The organism is bacterium, assembly GCA_030583725.1.
In the GTDB taxonomy this organism is placed as follows: domain Bacteria; phylum Patescibacteriota; class Microgenomatia; order UBA8517; family UBA8517; genus JAUYMM01.
On sequence record CP129472.1, the window covers coordinates 15655 to 34617 of the forward strand.

Genomic DNA, 18963 nt, shown 5'->3' on the forward strand with positions numbered 1-18963 from the left:
CGACGCATTATAAGTTTTCACGAAATGATATAGTTTGATACGTATATTGTGGATATCTTATTTTACCTCTTTCAGAGAAGTGGGGTTATCAAGAGTTGGTATACATAAGTCACTTAACTTGCACTATGTTCTTTAGGATGATCATAGATAAGCAGATATGTTCTCTTTCAAATAACTCTGTTTAAGTATAACGTCGTACAATAATACTTTTACGACGTAAGTTATATTGTTGAGAGTAGTGGTGTAGTCTTCCTTATGAATAAAAAACTTTATAAATGTAGATTGTTATTGTTCTGTGTATAATTGTTTTTTTGTTACTTTTACTCCAGTTAATCTTTCTATGGAAATTTATCTACCTGTGCCTAAAATCCACACTCTAAGTCCCCTAGATTTTAGAAATTGGAGGAGTTATGTATTAGCCCGAAAATATGGGGATTATTTCAAATGGTCTAGTAGTCGTCTTTTGTTCTGGAAAGGCCTTAGAATTGATTACAGAAGGTCATATTAAGCTCATATTCTTAAAGGTCTTTATGGAGTGTTTGCTTATGTAACGTTTGTGATAATTTAGTGTTTCTTTGTGTGGTAATAGTATAGTTTAAATTTATTTACTTATTAAAAATTTATTTTTATTACTACTTATCTAATTTATTAAAATAATCTTTTTTAGCCAAGTAATTTGTTGAGTGGGTCATTTTAAGATTTTTGCTTTAAAAATAGGGGACTTCTCCCCTATTTTGTCTTTCACTCGTGAAAACTTTTGACAAATTAAATAATTGTTATATCATTCAGGCATGGCTGAACGTATTCAATCTGGCTTATCAGATCAATGGCGAGCAACTTTATCTTCGAAACGTGGTTGGAACAATTATGTTCCTAACCATTGGATTAAATGGGCAACAGATAATAAATTAGATCTAGATACCCATGAAATTAGAAAAAGTAAACAAAAAAAGCCAAAATCTACTACCTTACATGGCAAAGCAATCAAAGATATTTTTACATATAAGAAAAGATATGTGAGAAATGAATTTACTAAGTGGTATGAAAAAAGAGCCTTACCATCGACACACTGGACAATTATGGAATATAAATCGCATTTTAAGAGAAAACGTCCAGACTACGCAAAAAGCTTTAACGAAAAAAAGGATAGCCATCAAAAATATAGATATAAAAACTCATTTCTTGTTCCAGAGTCATTTCGAACCTTAGATAACTGGTTTATAGAAAGAGAAAAGCTACCTAAAGAGAAAAACCAGAAGAGAACTGTAATAGCCGAAAGAGTTTTTGATGCATCAGGAAAAATCAGAAGCGTTACCTTACTACTTTTTGGAATGGATGTTTTGATTAGACAAGAAGACAAAACATCAAAACATAAGTGGTCAGTATCTGAAAGAAGAGAAATTAATATAAAAGAAGGACCACAACAGATGATCAATTTAAAGGTTCCATGGTCTGTTCATATCCGTAGTGTCGTACAATATTGACAGACTTCTCTAAAACATTTATAGTAATTATAGATGGATTCTGCCCAAGGTAAAAATAGTGAAATATCAAAAAAAATAGATGAATTTTTAGATTATTTATCTGTTGAAAAAGGATGCTCCCCTCTTACAATTAGAAATTACAAACACTATTTAAGTAGACTTCTTGGGTGGTTGATTACAAGTCATAAACATACAGATGTTAAATCTATAAACCAAGATACTGTTCATCACTTCAGAGCATATTTAGCAAAGCTTGGTTTGGGAAAAAAGACTCAAGGATATCACGCAATCGCACTACGATCGTTTCTTAAATGGCTTCTTCGCAACGACTATCAAGTAATGGCACCTGATAAGATTGAACTACCTAAAATACCAGATAGACAAGTTAAGTTTTTAAGTGGTGAACAGGTAGATAGATTACTAAATGCTCCTTCAATGTCTGATATACAAGGTGTACGGGACAAAGCTATTTTAGAAGTTTTATTTTCTACAGGACTACGTGTATCTGAACTTACAGGTTTAAATATCGAAAAAATTGATTTTGAAAGACGTGAGTTTGGTATTACAGGAAAAGGAGGAAGGGCTAGGGTTGTCTTCTTGTCATCTCGTGCAACTGAATATTTAAAAAAATATTTAAATGAAAGAAAAGATCATTTTAAACCTTTATTTATTAGACACAAGGGAAAGATGGATCCAACTACTCCAGACAATAAAATGCGTCTTACTCCCCGCTCGGTTGAGAGAATGTTAAAAAAATATGTTAGAAAGGTTAAACTTCCAGTTGAAGCTACTCCACACACAATGAGACACTCGTATGCAACTGATCTGTTGATAGCAGGAGCTGACATTCGGTCAGTACAAGAAATGTTGGGGCATAAAAATATATCAACTACACAGATTTATACTCATGTTACAAATAAACAACTTCATGACATCCACGAAACCTTCCATGGGAGGGGGAAGTGAGTTAAATCATTTTTCAAAAGTAACTGCGTAGTTTTGAAAAATTTGACTATACATTAAGGCATCTTCGGCTAAATGTAATTTGTCACTGTACATAAATGATTTTTCAAGAGAGTTAATATGATCAATCAAGTATGGTTTGACTGAAGTGGTATCTATTTCACTTTTACGTTTATTTGCCTCTATTATAAATCTTTCTCCAGTTTCATTTGATCCACTATGAAATGCCAAGGCTATTCTTTTTAAATCCATAGCCAGCGAACTGATTGCAATATAGTTATTTGTCATAAATTTCACTAAAAAAGAATTCTGTTAATCTTTTGTAGACTTTTCTAATTTCTTCAGATTGGATTTCGTTGCTGTTGTTATTATCGTTTGGTCTAATATTTATAAATGAGTTGAAATCAATTTCCATAGAGTTCAAATCTATTCCCCCACCCCAGAGATTGCTTTGTTTTGATCCTGAATCGAGAAGAACTTTTTCAGATTCAAAATGGCGATCTGCTCCTGCAGAACAAACTTTATTTTCAATATCGATTACAGTTTTAATATATGTCCCAAATTGTTCTTGTAGTTTTTCTATTTCATCCTTCGTAAACAGTTCTGATTTAGTAATGATCATAAACTTATTATACCAGATCAATATTTTGATATACTTAAACCTCATGAGTGAGATTTTAAAAAATCCATATAAACTTTCAATTTTGATAGGCGCAATTTTTATATCTGGAATGCTTTTGGGTTCGTTTGGTTACTTAGGTTATTTGAAAGCTAATGCCCAGAATGATCCTCAACCCCAAACGTACAATACGGAGTTGCCTGAATTAATTGAAGAAGAAAGAGAAACTTCAGATGATGCAGACAGGTTTAACATTTTATTAATGGGACACGGTGGTGCAGGCCATTCAGGTGGTGGTTTAATGGATGCTATTATGGTGGTTTCTGTTAACACAACGGACAAGAAAGCGAGTATTATATCCATCCCTCGTGATTATTGGTTTTCAGGTCATAAATTAAACGCTGATCCTTCGATTCGTGATGCTGTTACTGCCATAACTGGTTTATTTATCACTAATCAGATAACAATTGATTTTAATAATTTTGTAAAAATGATTGATAATCTAAACGGCATAACGGTTGACGCCAAAAAAGCCTATGTCGATAATTTTTATCCCGTCAGGGGTAAAGAAAATGATTTGTGTGGATTTTCTAATGAAAAAATAGTCGAGGTGCATCAAAAATACACAGGTTTTGAATTAGAAAAACAATTTCTATGTAGGTATGAGACCATATCATATGGCGTTGGGTTAAATAGTATGAATGGAGAAGAAGCTTTAAAATATGTTAGGAGTAGGCATGGCGATGGCGATTTTGGAAGAAGTATGCGTCAGTTTGAAGTATTAAAAGCTATACTTCAAAAGGGAAATATTTCTGTGGTGTCAAAGGCCTTATCCTTTGTTAAAACAGATTTAAATAATGACAGTCTTAGCTTGTTAATAACTCAGATTGGAAACCCACTGGAATATAGTATTTCATATCTAGGACTATCTGATCAAAATGTACTTACAAACAGTAAGAGTTCACAGGGTGCATATATTTTGATACCAAAATCAGGAGTTAGTATAAAGGATTATATAAAAAACAGCATCTAACGGATTTCATACGAGAGGCTTATGGTAACTTCTATTTCTGTTTCTCCGGGGGTTATGTTTGCAATTGCTGGTTCAATTCCCACACCCATTTCGACTGACTTATCAAAAGTCATTGGTCTTGGATAATCAGTTCCAAAGCTTTCAGACACATTTATAATCTTACCCAAGGTTATTCCTGCAGCTTTAGCTAGTCCTTCAGCTTTGGTTTTAGCTTTTTTGACTGCTTCTTCACGAGCAGTGTTTAATACTTCTTCTTTATCTTTTTCATTTATCTCAAAACTGATATTTCCAACTACGTTAGCACCAGATGAGGTGGCTAATATTAGAACTTCGTTTATAGCTTCAAAATTTGTAACTTTAATTTCGTAACTTGTTGAAACTCTGTATCCATTTATTCTGTATGGAGAACTTGAATAGTCATACTCTGGACTGACGTTGTAGTTAGTTGTTTTGATATCTTTTTCGTCAATCCCTAGTTTTTTAAGTGAGTCTGTGAGGTTTTTTGAGGTGGCGTTAACCTCACCTTGAACCTGTTTCAGAGTCTGCCCTTGTTTTTCTATCCCAATTATTACCTTGGCAATATCAGGAACAATGGTAGCTTTACCAGTCTCTGTGACAACCAACGGTTCACCCTTAGTTTGAGTTAAAACAGAAATTGGAAGACTTGGACCCCACTTTGAGTATACGAAAAGAAGGATAAAAAAGATGATGATACTACCAATAAATTCTACTCTACGCTCCATATATTTAACTATAGCTCAATTGACACAATTTTCAAGAAGTGATTTAATTAGCTTATGGCATTAACAAATGAAGATAAGCAATTTATTACAGAAACTGTACAATCTACAGCTAAATCGATTTTTGTCGAGGACAGAAAACATTTAAAAGTCTATTTAGATGATCTTTTTGATACTAAACTTGAGGAAAAGGTAAAACAATATGTTGGTAATTTGCCAACCAAAGATGAGTTTAATTCAAGAATGGATGAAATGATGGGAGAAATTAAAATTGTCAGAGAAGAACAGGCTGGATTATCGCAACACGATCGTGATCAATTTGATGCAATTGAAGCTTTACAAAAAATCCACCCAATGAACTCCCACCCCACCTTTGCTTGACTTTTGGATAGGGGTAGTAGTAGACTATCAAAAAATGAAGGAAGTATTCGAAAAGATTGAAGCTCAAATTAAAAGAATTCAAGCAAGAAGTGGTAAAGCTGGACATACTGAGCCTCCAATGTCTGGGATTGATCAGGTATTGGTAGAAATGGCTATTCCAGTTAATATTAATAATAGAAAAATATCTGGAGGGTTGACAGATGAAGAAGCAGCTTCATTATTAAACTTATCAAAAAAAGTTGGCCAAGAAATTAGTTCTCGGTTTTGATCGAAATTATAAACTTCTCGTCTATTATTCTCCTTCTTCCTCATCCCCCGTCTTATCCATTACAGTAGCTGCAGCAATGGAGTCACCCTTGTTTGCAAATCTCATAATAATTACTCCTTGTGTTGCTCTACCTAGTTGTGGAATGTTTTTAACAGGTAGTTTAATTACTTGACCTTTTTTGGAAGTAATCACTAATTGGTCAGAGTTTTCAGTGACCAAGCAAGCACAGGCCAACTCCCCTGTTTTTTCTGTAATAATACAAGCTTTAACTCCTTTACCTGCTCTTTTTTGAATTGGAAATAGATCAAATTTAGTTCTTTTGCCGAGACCGTGAATCGAGAGAGTCAATATATCTCTAAAGACCTTTTTTCTTTTATCTGTTGGAACTACCAATTTATCAGGAAAAACTTCCATACCGATTATTTGGTCGTCCTTATCAAATTTCATACCAGTTACGCCAGTTGTTGCTCTGCCCATTGGTCTGACGTTGCTTTCGGGAAATCTTATAGACATTCCTTTTCTAGTAAGAAGCATAATGTTGTCTGAACCGTAAGTTAAATGTGCAGAAATCAAACTATCATTGTTTTGAAGTTTTATAGCAATTAAACCACTTGCTCTTAAATTTTCAAATTGTTTTAACTCAGTTTTTTTAATTATTCCTGATGCAGTTGATAGAATTAGATTCTTTGCTCCAGATTCTCTATCCATTGGTAAAATTGACTTAACAATTTCACCACTTTCAAGGTTTAAGAAATTTACTAAGGCTTGGCCCTTTGCTTGCCTACTACTTTCTGGTATTTCATAGGCTTTTGTTCCAAAAACACGACCTTTATTTGTAAAAAATAAAATCTGATCATGTGTACTGGCGGTAACCAAGTGATCAATTTCGTCTTCTTCTTTTGTGGTCATTCCAATCACTCCCTTTCCTCCTCTTCTCTGAGCTTTATAGGTATTTTTTGAAACTCTTTTAATATAGCCAGTTTTTGTAACAGTTACCAAACAATCTTCTTTTGCAACCAAATCTTCTTCACTAAACTCCCCTATTTTACTTTTATATATTTTAGTTTTTCTTGAGTCTCCAAACTTTGCCTTAAGATCGGTTAACTCTTTGGTTATGATTTGAAGTATTCTCTTGGGGTCTTTTAAGATTGCGATCAACTCATCTATTATCTTCTTTATTTCCTGATACTCTTTTTCAATTTTTTCTCTTTCTAGAGCAGCAAGACGCCTAAGTTGCATATCAAGAATAGCGATACTCTGTATCTCAGATAGTTTAAACCTGCTTATTAAATTAGTTTTGGCTTCTTCTTGTGTTTTACTCTCTCTAATTGTTTTAATAACTGCGTCTAAATTATCTAGTGCAATTTTTAAACCTTCCAAAATATGCGCTCTTCTTTTTGCTTCAGTTAATTCAAATATTGTTCTTCTTACTACCACCTTTTGTCTGTGTTTAATATATTCAACAAGAATTTGTTTTAGGTTTAAAGTGTGTGGTGTTCCATCAACCAACGCAACAAAGTTTGCAGGAAACGTTGTCTGGAGTCTTGTGTGTTTGTATAAGTTATTCAAAACTGACTTTGGCTTTGCATCTTTTTTAAGGTCAATTGCAACCCTCATACCATCTTTGTCCGATTCGTCTCGAAGATCTGCTATACCTACCATCTTTTTGTCTTTGACAAGCTCTGCAATTTTAGCTACCATTTCCGCCTTGTTAACTTGATATGGAATTTCAGAAATTATTATTTGAGATTTTTTACCATTATCAACTATTTCTGCTATACCACGGACCACAATTCTACCCCGCCCGGTTGCATATACTTCTTTTAGTGACATGGAGTCGTATATTGCGCCACCCGTAGGAAAGTCAGGACCTGGTAAAACTTCAGTAATTTCATCCACTGTTGCATCCGTCTCGAACGAAATTGACTTTGGATCTACTTCCTCTTGAGTAAATGCTTTCTCTGCTCCTGATGCAATTAAATTAATCTTTTTGATAACAAACTCATTTTCTTTTTGATGCTGGTCTTGATTCTCAATAGTGACTTTACCTTTTGCAATCATCATAAAAATTGCGTCAATAACTTCAGTTAGATTGTGTGGAGGAATCTTGGTGGCCATACCAACAGCAATTCCCTCAGAGCCCATAAGTAGTAAGTTTGGCAAAAGAGCTGGTAAAAATACTGGTTCTTTTAGGGTGGTATCAAAGTTATCAACGTAGTCAACAGTATCCTTTTCCATATCTGCAAGGATATATTCAGAGATTGGAGAAAGCTTAGCCTCAGTATAACGCATGGCTGCTGCTGAGTCACCATCCACTGAGTTGTGGACAAATATGCCAGAGTCAAGCGCAAAGTTATGCCATGGGGCTATTGTTAAATCGTAAACGTCTTCAATCTCAGAGAGGTATTTAACTTTTAGTATTTTGTGGTTGTATAGTTTTGCTTGATTTACGACTTCGGAAAAATTTGTAAAATATTTCAGTGTATTTTCTAGATTTGGTATACCATTTCTTCTCTCTTTTTCGTAAATTGTTTCTGTTAGGTGGTCGTATCTTACTAGAAGATGAGAAGTATAACTCAATATTTTGGCTTTAACCATCTTTTCTCTAGATTTAGGATTAATCCATTGTAATCTTGCTTTATTTCTATGAAGCGCTACAATTTTTTCATCTGACCAAAGGGCTTGGGCCATTTTTTTGAAATGGTTTTTAGGGTATTTTGCACGATACTCCTCGTTTTGCCATAATAGTTTTGAAGACTTACTCTGTTTTTCTTTCCAGTCCTTTTTGTTTGTCAACTCCTTTATTATTCTTGACATGTGTTCTCTATGTTCAGGTTTGTTCCATAATTCAAGAGATGTCTTTCGCATATGTTCACTCATCACTTTTCTGTATTCTTCGTCCTGCCATCTTTTCTTCATCTCTTTTGATTTAAGTATGCTCATTATTTTTTGGAATTCACTACTTTTCCACATTTCCTTAAGTTTTTTACTAGAAATGTCTGACATGAATTTTTTATAATTTTCATCTTCCCACAACTTCTTAACTCGGAGAGAATGTCTTTTTATAAATTCAGGATCTTTCCAAAGTTTCTTGTTTAAGTTTTTTGCACGTTCTGAGAGAATATCGTGTGCATCAGACAAGAACTTATCCCTACCTTCTTTTATTTTTTTAACGTACAATGGATCATTTTTGTGTCTCCAACTGGCCATTTTATAATGAAGCTTCCAGTGATCTTCCCAGCCCATTCTTTGAATATTGTCAGGATTGTTATTGAGTTTATTAAAGTCTATGTGGTGACGAACACGACCCGCTGATTTTTTATAACTTTTGTTATTTAAGTTCCAAAGATCCGCCAAATGGTGGATAAACTCAGAATTATTACTAAGTGGCTGGTGAATCATCTCATAACCTTTTAAGTTCTTATCCAAAGACCCATCGCTTTTGGTTATGTAAAGTGGCATTAAGGATTGTCCAGACGTCAAGTCTTTAGCTTTTTTGTATTTTCCGTTTCTAAGTAAGAACTTATGGTCAGGTGTACAACGTATTTTTTCACCGTTATCTAGAGTTACCTCCACCAATTCAGCACTTTTACGAGTCAGTCTAGGGTTTTTAATTTCAGAAATTTCAATAACTTTATTTTTAGTATTAAAGGTAAATCCCCAGTGTCGACTTCCCTTTTTTTGCTCTTTTATTAATTCTCCAAAGTTTAGACTTCTTCCGTCTGCAAGTTTAATTTTTGTGTCTTTTGTAAAACAACCAAAGTTACCCTGACCGCGAACAAGTGGGTATCTCATCGAAAAGTCTTGGGCAAGTCTAACCATTGTGTCATAGACTGCGCTGTCACCGTGTGGGTGGTACTTTCCTAACACCTCACCTACAACCTTGGCAGACTTTGTAAAGCTAGCTGTATGTTTAAGTCCCATCTGCGCCATGGCATACAAAATTCTTCTGTGAACTGGTTTTAAACCGTCTCTAACATCTGGAAGTGCACGAGCAACAATGACACTCATTGCATAATCAACGTACGACTTAGATAACTCTGAAGTTATTTCTATTTGTTGAAGTTTTCCAATATCCATATTTATTTAAAAATTATATAAGGCCTGTTAAGAAACAAAAAACGACTATCAACTAGCCTTGATCATTCTATCGTGTTTTATATGCCTAAAGCAAGTAGAAAGTAATAAGATATCTAATCTGTGTGGAGGAGTGCATAGATCAAGATAGCTTAACACTATTATGGGGTATATTTATGTTTATGAATATTTCAACCGCTTCTTCTTTTTTGGTCTAAATAAATAGTTGAAGACGTAGTCTGCGGAGGTATATAATGGGGGCTTTGATTCAGTTTCAACTGCCTGATTAAATATATTTGGGTTATCCTCTCCACTTTTTTGCATCTCTTTATGCCACTCTTCAATTGTTAGACCTAATGTCTCTGCCTCGACATTATTTTGTTTGCGGACTTTATTTAGAGTCTCTTCAGTTGCTGATTTGGCAGCGTGTATTTGATTATTATAATAATTAACTTTTTGTTCGAAGTTCAAAACAAGTAGAATGATAAAAGTTAAAATCAACTATTTTCAACTATCAAAATTCTGGTAGAATAACAATTACCCCCTAGGAAACCAAGGTATGAGTGCTGAAGTTTTTTTCTTGTAGTTTTCAAATTCCTTGTTGCCTTCATACTTTTTCTCAAGCAATGGAACACCTGAAACTTTTACTAAAAGGTAGGTAATTGTTAGAGGTCCAACCAGTCCCAAAAGATAATAAGTTGAGCCAAAAGTTAATATCCATACTCCCCACCACATAGTTATCTCTCCAAAATAGTTCGGGTGTCTTGAATATTTCCAAAGACCAGACTTTAAAATCCCCCCTTTGTTTTTAGGATCTTTTTTGAAAAAATACATTTCTAAGTCCCCTACTGTTTCAAAGTAAAAACCAATAACCCAGATAATCAATCCAATAAAACCATAGAAACTTACGCCTCCTCCAAATCTGTTATATAAATTTGGAGCTAGTGAGATTAAAAACATAAAAAAACCTTGAACCAAAAATACGTTTATATAGCTTTTTAGAATAGCATTCTTTCCCCACTTTTCTTTCCACTCTTTATATCTAAAGTCTTCTGACTTACCCCAATTCCTTAATGTTATATAGCCTGTTAACCTTAAGCCCCACAAAAAAATTAAAATGGTGATGATAATCTTTGTTCTTTGAAAATCACCGGACATAAAAAGATTGAAAATAGCCAAAACTATAAACCCCATACCCCAAGCCGAATCTGCAATATCGTTTCTCTTTAGTTTAATTGAAAGCAAAAAGAACAAGTTCATAAAGAAGAATATAACTAACGTATTTTGCCAAGAAAAATTGAATAATTCCAACATTTTAAGAAATCTTTTGTATTATGGTTAAGGCAAAGTATGCAGTGGTTAAACATAGTATACCTCCCCAGATTATGTCGACTATTGTCATTTGAACAGACCAGCCTTTAAGTGTTGCTAGGTTTGTTAGATCATAAACTGCATAGGCACAAACACCGTAAACAAATGCATCAATTAAGGCCTTTGTTGTTGGGCCATTATCTATATGCCTACTAATTACAAGCCAAAATAAACCAAGGGGAATGAATATATAAACTAGTAAAACAGCAGGCCAGTTAACCACTCTTTCGAAGTTGACAAGCCATTTGTCGTAGGTATTTTTCATTAAAAACAGCCAGATAATATCTAATGGAAGCATTACTAGTAGAGTGATGAATAAATTTTTAAACATATTATTTCTAATAATTATTATACTATAGATTTTGCAACTATTTTTGCCACATTTTTATCAAACGCACTTGGGATTATTTTTTTAGGTGTTGGATTTTTAACTAACTTTGACAAGTTTACTGCAGCCCTAATTAACATTTTATTGGTAATTCTTTTTACTTTATTATCTAGTGCCCCCCTAAAAATACCGGGGAAAGCCAAAACATTATTAATTTGATTTTCGAAATCACTTCTTCCTGTTGCTACAATCTTTGCTCCGCCTAGTTTTGCATCCTCAGGCATTATCTCAGGAATGGGGTTTGCCATTGCAAAAATAATTGCATTACTTTTCATTTGAGAGACATCATTTTTATCTAATAGGTTTCCACTACTAAGGCCTATGAATACATCTTTATTTTTAATAATCTTTTTAATATCACCATCTTCAGTATTTTTATTTGTGGTGTTAGCAAGACTAAGTTTTTCTCGGTTTAAATCCTTCCTCAATGTTGATATTGCGCCTTGCGAATCACAAATGACAATATTTTTAAAACCGTATTCCAAGAGCAGTTTACAAACAGCAGTACCAGCTGCTCCTGAGCCATTTATTACTATTTCAACACTTAAGTCCTTTTTAACCACCTTAATTGCGTTTATCAAAGCAGAAAGCACTACCACAGCTGTTCCATGCTGATCGTCGTGCATAACAGGAATATCCAATTCCTTGATAAGTCTTCTTTCTATTTCAAAGCATTTGGGAGCTTTAATATCTTCTAAATTTATTCCCCCGAAAACAGGTGCAATGTTTTTGACTATCTCTACAATTTCATCACTATTTTGAGTGTTTAAGCAAATAGGAAAGGCGTCAACATTTCCAAATCTTTTGAAAAGTGCAGCTTTTCCTTCCATCACGGGGATTGCTCCATATGCTCCGATATTTCCTAACCCTAAGACTGCTGAACCGTCTGAAACAACAGCAATAGTGTTTGATTTTAGAGAAAGTTCAGAAGCCCTTTTGTTGTTTTTGGCAAGTTCTTTGCTAACTTCGGCTACCCCTGGAGTATATGCTAGAGACAGGTCAACCTTATCTTTAATTGGAGATTTTAGTTCAGTTCCAATTTTCCCTTTATATTTTTTGTGATATGAAATTGAGTCCATTTGTAAACATTGTATAATGACTTCTATATATGTACAACGAGGTGATTTTTGATCTGGAAACACAAAGATTTTTTGATGATATAGAGGGATTTAATCCAGCTGATTTGGGAGTTTCAATTCTGTCTATCTATGTCAGAAAGATTGACCACAATTACAGTGAGATTGAGGGTCAAACGATATCTTTTTATGAACCTGATTTACTAAAGTCATGGGAATATTTCAAAAACGCAGATAGAATTATTGGCTTTAACTCAAAAAGATTTGATGTCCCAGCCTTAAAACCTTACTTGTCAAGTGACATTGGTAAAATTCCTCATCTGGATATATTAGAACATATTAAAGAGGTCAATGGAAAACGTGTTTCATTAAACGCAGTCGTTAAGGAGACCTTAGGTGATCACAAGGCAGATGACCCCCAAAATGCAATTCTTTACTGGCAGAAAAGAGATGAAGAAAGTTTAAAAAAATTAAAATTCTATTGTGAGGAAGACGTAAGACTAACCAAAGAAGTCTATGACTATGGATTAAAGAACAAAAAGCTTCATTTCAAAGATTTTTGGAATGATATAAAAACGATTGATGTTGATTTTAGTTACCCAGTGCTGGAAAAAGAAATTGAAAAACAGGAGAGTCTATTTTAAAAGCTACTTAAATTTTGAAAGGTAGGCAGAATTACTTGCCATTATTATTTTCCAAGCTTCATCTTTGTTACCCCAACCTTCAACTTTTGTACTTCCTGGTTTTTTTAAGTCTTTGTAGTGTGCAAAATGATGTTCAAGTTTGTTTTTCCAAGTTTCTGTTAAGTCACTGATATCAGTTATTACACTTCCTGTATTTCTATCGTCCTCTGGAACACAAATTATTTTGTGATCATTTTCCCCGTCATCAACAAAATTTAAAACGCCAACAACTTTTACTTTCACCATTATGCCTGTTGGCAATGGTTCGTCTGTTATAATTAACGTGTCAAGTGGGTCATTGTCTTCATCCCAGGTTTGAGGGATAAAACCATAGTTTACTGGTTTTGCAAAAATCTCCGGCTCTACCCTATCAAGGACAAATATATTTGGTTCGTAATTATATTCAATCTTATTTCTTGAACCTCTTGATATTTCAACAAAAGTATTTAAATACTCTCCCTCTTTCCCAAATTCGATGTCGTGTAGTAAGTTCATAAATATTAGTATATAACTTTAATTTCTATATATCCAGTGTAGCTAGTTTTGCATGGGTTTGAATAAACTTCTTTCTTGGTGGCACCTCTTCACCCATTAACATTTCAAACATCTTCCCAGCTTCTTCGAGGCTTTCTACGTTTATCTGTTTTAAAGTTCTAGTGGCAGGGTCCATTGTAGTTTCCCAAAGTTGTTGTGCATTCATTTCTCCTAAACCTTTGTATCTTGAAATAGAAACTTTTTTATCACCAAACTTTTTAATAACTTCATCCTTTTCTTGATCATTAAAGGCATAAATTGATTCTTTACCAGCAGTTATTTTATATAGTGGGGGGAGTGCAATATATAAGTGCCCCCTGGTAATAATCTCAGGCATATGTCTGTAGAAAAATGTCAAAAGCAAAGTTTTTATATGTTCACCGTCAACGTCTGCATCAGTCATTATGATTACTCTGTGATATCTGAGTTTTTCGTAGTTTATGGCCTCCCCTATACCAACACCTAAGGCAATAATTAAATTTTTAACTCCTTCAAATTTAACAATTGTGTCAAGCCTTGCCCTTTCTGTGTTTAGGATTTTACCCTTTAAAGGTAAAATTGCTTGGAATTTACGGTCCCTTCCTTGCTTTGCCGATCCACCAGCGCTATCACCCTCAACAATATATATTTCTGAAACTGATGCATCCTTACTTTGACAATCAGCAAGTTTTCCAGGAAGAGATGCACCATCAAGAGCACCTTTTCTTAAAACAGCGTCCTTTGCTGCTCTGGCGGCCAATCTTGCTCTTGCTGCCAAACTTACTTTATCAATTATTCTTTTTGCTTCTTGTGGGTGTTCTTCAAAATAAGTGTCCAAGCCTTCTTTGACAGTTGTTGCAACAAAACCTTGTACCTCTGGGTTATTAAGTTTGGCTTTGGTTTGACTTTCAAACTGAAGTGTCTCGGAAGGCATTTTGACATAGATAACGGCAGTTAGACCTTCCTTTAAATCATCACCTGTTAAAATTATGTCGTCTTTGCCACTTGAATTTCTCTTGACATAGTCAGTGATAGATCTTGTTAAAGCTGTTCTAAAACCAGTTACATGTGTTCCTCCATCAGTTGTGTATATTCCATTTACAAAACCTTTAACATTTTCATTGAAACCATCTGTATATTGGATTGCTACTTCTGCATTTATTTCACCGTTATCTTTTGAAACATAAATAACATCTGTAATTGGTGACTTACCCCTATTAGAGTGTGCAACCAAAGATTTAATTCCTCCCTCAAAATAATAACCAGATTCATCACCATCTCTTAAGTCTTTAAAACTAAATGCAAGCTTGGCAATTAAATATGCCCTATCACGAAGTAGATTCTTTATTTTATTTTTCTCAAATGGTAATGGTTCACCTTGTGAGTGAAATATTTGAGAATCGGGCATAAATTTAGTAATGGTTCCAGTTTTTTGTTTTAAATCAATCCCCCATTCTTTTATCTGAGAATCAGTAGCTTCTGAAACTTTTTTAAGTGGTACTCCCCTTTTGTATTCTTGATAAAAGACTTTTCCATTTCGTAAAACACAAACTCTAAAATAAGATGACAGCGCATTTACAACAGATGCACCTACACCATGAAGACCACCAGAAACTTTGTATGCTCCTCCACCAAATTTTCCACCTGCGTGAAGCTTGGTCATTGTAAGTTCTAAGGCAGAAACACCACTTTTGTGCATATCTGTTGGTATTCCTCGACCGTTATCACGGATTTCTGCTGAACCATCAGCGTTTATTTGTACCCAAACTTGGCTTGCAGTTCCAGCAAAGCTCTCGTCAACCGAGTTATCAACAATTTCTCTTAAACACTCATGAAGACCCCTAGTGTCGGTTGATCCAATATACATTCCCGGTCTCTTTCTGACTGGTTCTAACCCCTCAAGGACTTGGATTTGGTCTGCGTTGTAGTCTTGTTGTTTAGCCATTGCTGTTCATTCTAACAACTAAATTTGTAAGCTGCAAGCCTACATTTCCATTTAGTTTTAAGTTTTTTAAAACAGAAAGATAATTTTCAAGATTTTTAAAATTTTTAACATCGTGCTCGTGCAAAACTAAATCCTCAACAAATGAAACTGCTTCTTCACGTCCTTTTATTTTTCCTATGACCTCAAACTTTTGATGTAAATTAAGCTTTTCAAAACTATTAATCCCACTACTGGTTGAGACCGTCAGTTTAGGGTTTACTGTTTTGATTATTTGGCACCTTGAAGTAATTGTGGGTAAAACATTATATAAATTTTTTGCGGTTAGAACATAGATTAAATTATCATTTGGTTCTTCCAAGTTTTTTAAAAAAGCATTTAAAGCTTCGTTTGTGGCATTGTCAATATTTTCAATAACAATTGCAGTTTTTATATTAAATGAAAACTTAATTAGTTTTTTTAAATTTTTTGCATCTTCAATTTTTTGCAAAGTAAAGGGAACAATTTCTGCCTTTTGTTTATTTGCAAAGTCAATTGGGTCAATGTTTTTAAGTAAAAATGCGTGCATATATTTAATTTTAAACGAATTCAGTTGTTTTATACAGCTACGATAATTTACTATTCAATTACTTAAAAAAGAATAATAATGTATTTTATACCTTTTACCTTGATTGTCATGGACAAGTTAATGATGATTAGCAATTTATAGGTAACTTAGTGTAAAATTTGACTATGGCAAAGAAAAAGGTAATTAAAAAATTTAAGCTCAATAAATGGATTAAAATTTTATTACCTCTGCTTGTATTAGTAATAGGTTCGATGTTTATTCTAAGTAAGTCAACTAGCGAAATTAGCTTTAATGGATGTGGAACAGACTTTCCTAATTATAAGTATAGTTTGAAGTTTCCATTTTTGTGGACATTTAAGCAAACCGTTCTAGATTCAACAAGCAGTTATTATGAGGTTAGTGGGCCAAATAGTGTTTTTACTGTAAGCTGTACAAACCAGGGTGTTGGTGGAGGATGTAATAAAGATTATTGGACTACAATTAATGTAAATGGAAGGCAATATGATGCATGTCTTCAAAAGATTGATGGTACGTGGAATATGAGTAATGTAAATTTTTCAGATACTTCTGTAGAAAACATAATTGTTTCATTTTGGTCTGAAGGGCTTGATAAAATTGAAATTGAAAAAATTCTCTCTTCTTTTAAGCGTTTATAAAAAAAACAAAGCAGGATACTTTTTCAGAGTTAGACTCTAAAATTTCTCCTGCTTTTTATTAAATTTTACTTACTTAATCCATCCCCATTTACAAAACCAACTCATTGGCCACGAATATTGACTGCATTTGTCAACCTGTGGTGTTGTGATTGATGTTGATGGTACTGGTGTTTCAATTGTTACTGCGGGCATATGGATGATATTCATGCAATCTGGATTGACATGTACGTTATTATGGTTGCGAACCCAATTCGACTCTGTGACACGAATCGATCCATCCTCATTCAATCCTTGGAAAATCGCCACATGTCCTGCGTTAAAATTAGCAGATTCACAACTTGTACCCCCATTTTGAGATGCTGGATTCCATGTAACGATGTCACCTTGTTTGGCAGTTGAAAAATCATTTGTTACCGTCCATCCACAGGTGCCACTTTTGTCCGGATCATTTGCCCAATCATCCCAGAGACCGCCGTTAGGGAATGATTTACCCCAGCATTTTTCTACTTCTGCATTCACTCTGGCTACATAGTTTGTGCATTGTTCCATTGCTCCGACATCTGGAGGATTAAATGGATTCCACCATTGTCCCGTTGCAAGTTCGTCACATCCTGTATCAACAAGTGGACTTACCTCAGAAGTTGCAGGATCAGGAACTATTGGAACTGTGACAATCAACGTTGCTTCAGCTTGTGAAATTACAGTAGCAACTGGCTGTACTGCAACAATAGGATACATATGGTATTCCCCACCTGTTCCTACTTCTGCAGCCCAACCTTGTACCCCTTTGTACTCCACAATGAACCATCTGACTTCTTGTTTACACTTTGGTCCATCAACCACCTTAACCTCACTGTAGTTAGGCATTATTGTTAATGGATCAGTGTTTACGTTTGGTCTCGGCCGGAGATTCAAATCTTTTCTTGCAATTTGTGCATTACCTCCAACAGTTAATACCGCAGGAGAAGCAGGGCATTCACCATCACTTGCTAAACCTTGTGGGCCATTTGGAATTACTTGCACTTGGCCCACAATTGATGGCACTGTTGTTGAACCTTGATTAGGAACAATCGGTGTTGTATTTGGGAAATATCGATTCTTGAAGTCGATAAATCCGTTGTAATCTCGATTAACATCGGGGATGTCTGATCCATGATGAATCGATTTTAAATCAGAGTTACTCCACCCTTTGTTATCAATCCAAGATCTTGGAATTCCCAAAGCATCCAAAGTATCAGGATTTGGAATTAGTCTTCTTTCCATTGAACCGTTTTTGATAACGATGACGAAAAGGTTTCCATTTATATCAATGATGCTACTTGTTACAAATGGAAAAGAAGGTTCTGCAGGTTGCTGATTGGGGGCAAGAACAGAGACTATGATGCTTCCTGATTTTCCTGCATAATCCCAATTGTTATCTCCTTGTCCTGCGACCCACAAGCTTAGTTTATGGTTACCAGTAGGAAATCCTGATGTGTTCCATGTCCATGACAGACTGGGCGCACCAATTTCATACAGGTCTACACCATTAACTTTCACTTTCATAGCTCTTACTTGAACATTACATGACCCACTACCTGAGATTTGGATTTGTTCCCCAACAATTACATTCCTTGGCCACGCATCAAATGTATCTATACTGCATGAAGGATTTTGTGGAGCGGGCGGGGCTGTAAGTTGATATCCAAAATCAACACAATTTTGCTCCTGCCAATTTGGATCGTCTGATGCCTTGGTGCAAATGTTTATGTTTGCATTGCCAACGGGGCAATCACCAGTACGCCAGCTTGAATCAAATTCCACTTCTGATGTTTCACCTTTGGTTACTCCACCACAACTTACATTGATTCTTGTGGCTCCAGGATTTGTCGAATCAACCTTAATATGAATGTTTACATCATAGCCGACTTGAGCATTTCCTTGTGGATTGAAGCTCGCATTGAAATTTGGTCCGCGAGTATGTAAAGACTCTGCAACCACAGGACTAGTGATTAGGGCAAGCAGTATTACTGCCTTAATCAAAGCCATCCAACAAATTTTCTTAAACATTTAACACACTCCTTCTCCTCTATTAAGAGGTCTAATATGGATTTGTAAGTCAAAGAACGACTCAAAACTATCGGGTGTATTATAACATAAAATAGGCCGTCCCTACATTCTAACTCTCCTTTTTCTTTTAAGTTTTGTGTTGATATCCAGAT

19 protein-coding genes are annotated in these 18963 nt (G+C 34.7%); 7 read left to right on the top strand and 12 right to left on the bottom strand.

The genetic code is table 11. The features are described 5' to 3' along the window. Positions 1-791 precede the first annotated feature (791 nt). Together QY322_00105 and QY322_00110 are read left to right on the top strand one after the other, a co-directional pair. Positions 792-1484, top strand: coding sequence for a hypothetical protein (locus QY322_00105; GenBank protein WKZ25706.1), 693 nt, complete (start codon positions 792-794; stop codon positions 1482-1484). A gap of 33 nt (positions 1485-1517) precedes the next feature. Beyond that, positions 1518-2450, top strand: a complete 933-nt coding sequence (locus QY322_00110; protein WKZ25707.1) for a tyrosine-type recombinase/integrase — start codon at positions 1518-1520, stop codon at positions 2448-2450. Positions 2451-2456: 6 nt separating this feature from the next. On the opposite strand, the gene QY322_00115 is transcribed toward QY322_00110, so the two are convergent. Together QY322_00115 and QY322_00120 are read right to left on the bottom strand one after the other, a co-directional pair. Beyond that, positions 2457-2735 (bottom strand): hypothetical protein, encoded by a 279-nt coding sequence (locus QY322_00115; GenBank protein WKZ25708.1) that lies wholly within the window; start codon positions 2733-2735, stop codon positions 2457-2459. Continuing rightward, on the bottom strand, positions 2725-3069 hold the full coding sequence (locus tag QY322_00120) for a DUF5674 family protein (protein ID WKZ25709.1): 345 nt from the start codon (positions 3067-3069) through the stop codon (positions 2725-2727). The genes QY322_00115 and QY322_00120 overlap by 11 nt, the downstream gene beginning before the upstream one ends. A 43-nt stretch (positions 3070-3112) precedes the next feature. Here QY322_00120 and QY322_00125 point away from each other — a divergent pair, with 43 nt between their 5' ends. Then, positions 3113-4099 (top strand): LCP family protein, encoded by a 987-nt coding sequence (locus QY322_00125; GenBank protein ID WKZ25710.1) that lies wholly within the window; start codon positions 3113-3115, stop codon positions 4097-4099. Here the strand turns inward: QY322_00125 and QY322_00130 are convergent. Continuing rightward, entirely contained in the window at positions 4096-4842 is a 747-nt protein-coding gene (locus tag QY322_00130) for an SIMPL domain-containing protein (protein WKZ25711.1), read from the bottom strand. The two genes, QY322_00125 and QY322_00130, sit on opposite strands and share 4 nt — an antisense overlap. Before the next feature lie 54 nt (positions 4843-4896). Between QY322_00130 and QY322_00135 the strand changes: the two genes are divergently transcribed. Further along, positions 4897-5220: a hypothetical protein gene (locus tag QY322_00135; protein WKZ25712.1), complete on the top strand. Its 324-nt coding sequence runs from the start codon at positions 4897-4899 to the stop codon at positions 5218-5220. Between the two features lie 34 nt (positions 5221-5254). Beyond that, on the top strand, positions 5255-5488 hold the full coding sequence (locus QY322_00140) for a hypothetical protein (protein WKZ25713.1): 234 nt from the start codon (positions 5255-5257) through the stop codon (positions 5486-5488). 24 nt (positions 5489-5512) lie between these two features. Here the strand turns inward: QY322_00140 and QY322_00145 are convergent, their stop codons facing one another. The 5 genes from QY322_00145 to QY322_00165 form a co-directional block, all read right to left on the bottom strand. Beyond that, positions 5513-9568 carry a DNA gyrase subunit A gene (locus QY322_00145; GenBank protein ID WKZ25714.1) on the bottom strand — a complete coding sequence of 1352 codons (4056 nt, stop codon included), beginning with the start codon at positions 9566-9568 and terminating at the stop codon, positions 5513-5515. Between the two features lie 177 nt (positions 9569-9745). Next, the gene (locus QY322_00150) at positions 9746-10036 is read right to left on the bottom strand and encodes a hypothetical protein (protein ID WKZ25715.1); all 291 of its coding nucleotides are present in this window, start codon (positions 10034-10036) and stop codon (positions 9746-9748) included. 66 nt (positions 10037-10102) lie between these two features. Continuing rightward, a complete protein-coding gene (locus tag QY322_00155) occupies positions 10103-10879 on the bottom strand; it encodes a DUF1295 domain-containing protein (protein WKZ25716.1) in 777 nt (258 codons plus the stop codon). Between the two features lies 1 nt (position 10880). Next, positions 10881-11267 carry a DUF2177 family protein gene (locus tag QY322_00160; protein ID WKZ25717.1) on the bottom strand — a complete coding sequence of 129 codons (387 nt, stop codon included), beginning with the start codon at positions 11265-11267 and terminating at the stop codon, positions 10881-10883. A 17-nt stretch (positions 11268-11284) separates the two neighbouring features. Beyond that, positions 11285-12403, bottom strand: a complete 1119-nt coding sequence (locus QY322_00165; GenBank protein WKZ25718.1) for an NADP-dependent malic enzyme — start codon at positions 12401-12403, stop codon at positions 11285-11287. A 29-nt stretch (positions 12404-12432) separates the two neighbouring features. On the opposite strand from QY322_00165, the gene QY322_00170 reads away from it, so the two are divergent. Continuing rightward, a complete protein-coding gene (locus QY322_00170) occupies positions 12433-13044 on the top strand; it encodes a ribonuclease H-like domain-containing protein (GenBank protein WKZ25719.1) in 612 nt (203 codons plus the stop codon). A gap of 3 nt (positions 13045-13047) precedes the next feature. Here the strand turns inward: QY322_00170 and QY322_00175 are convergent, their stop codons facing one another. From QY322_00175 to QY322_00185, 3 genes are read right to left on the bottom strand one after another with little or no spacing between them, the layout of a single operon-like run. Next, the gene (locus QY322_00175) at positions 13048-13578 is read right to left on the bottom strand and encodes an inorganic diphosphatase (GenBank protein ID WKZ25720.1); all 531 of its coding nucleotides are present in this window, start codon (positions 13576-13578) and stop codon (positions 13048-13050) included. Positions 13579-13603: 25 nt separating this feature from the next. Beyond that, the gene (locus tag QY322_00180) at positions 13604-15541 is read right to left on the bottom strand and encodes a DNA gyrase subunit B (GenBank protein ID WKZ25721.1); all 1938 of its coding nucleotides are present in this window, start codon (positions 15539-15541) and stop codon (positions 13604-13606) included. Continuing rightward, positions 15534-16106, bottom strand: a complete 573-nt coding sequence (locus QY322_00185; GenBank protein ID WKZ25722.1) for a hypothetical protein — start codon at positions 16104-16106, stop codon at positions 15534-15536. The genes QY322_00180 and QY322_00185 overlap by 8 nt, the downstream gene beginning before the upstream one ends. Before the next feature lie 164 nt (positions 16107-16270). Here QY322_00185 and QY322_00190 point away from each other — a divergent pair, with 164 nt between their 5' ends. Next, complete coding sequence (locus tag QY322_00190; protein WKZ25723.1) at positions 16271-16762, top strand: hypothetical protein; 492 nt, start codon at positions 16271-16273, stop codon at positions 16760-16762. Between the two features lie 69 nt (positions 16763-16831). Here the strand turns inward: QY322_00190 and QY322_00195 are convergent, their stop codons facing one another. Further along, a complete protein-coding gene (locus QY322_00195; GenBank protein ID WKZ25724.1) occupies positions 16832-18811 on the bottom strand; it encodes a hypothetical protein in 1980 nt (659 codons plus the stop codon). Between the last annotated feature and the right edge of the window lie 152 nt (positions 18812-18963).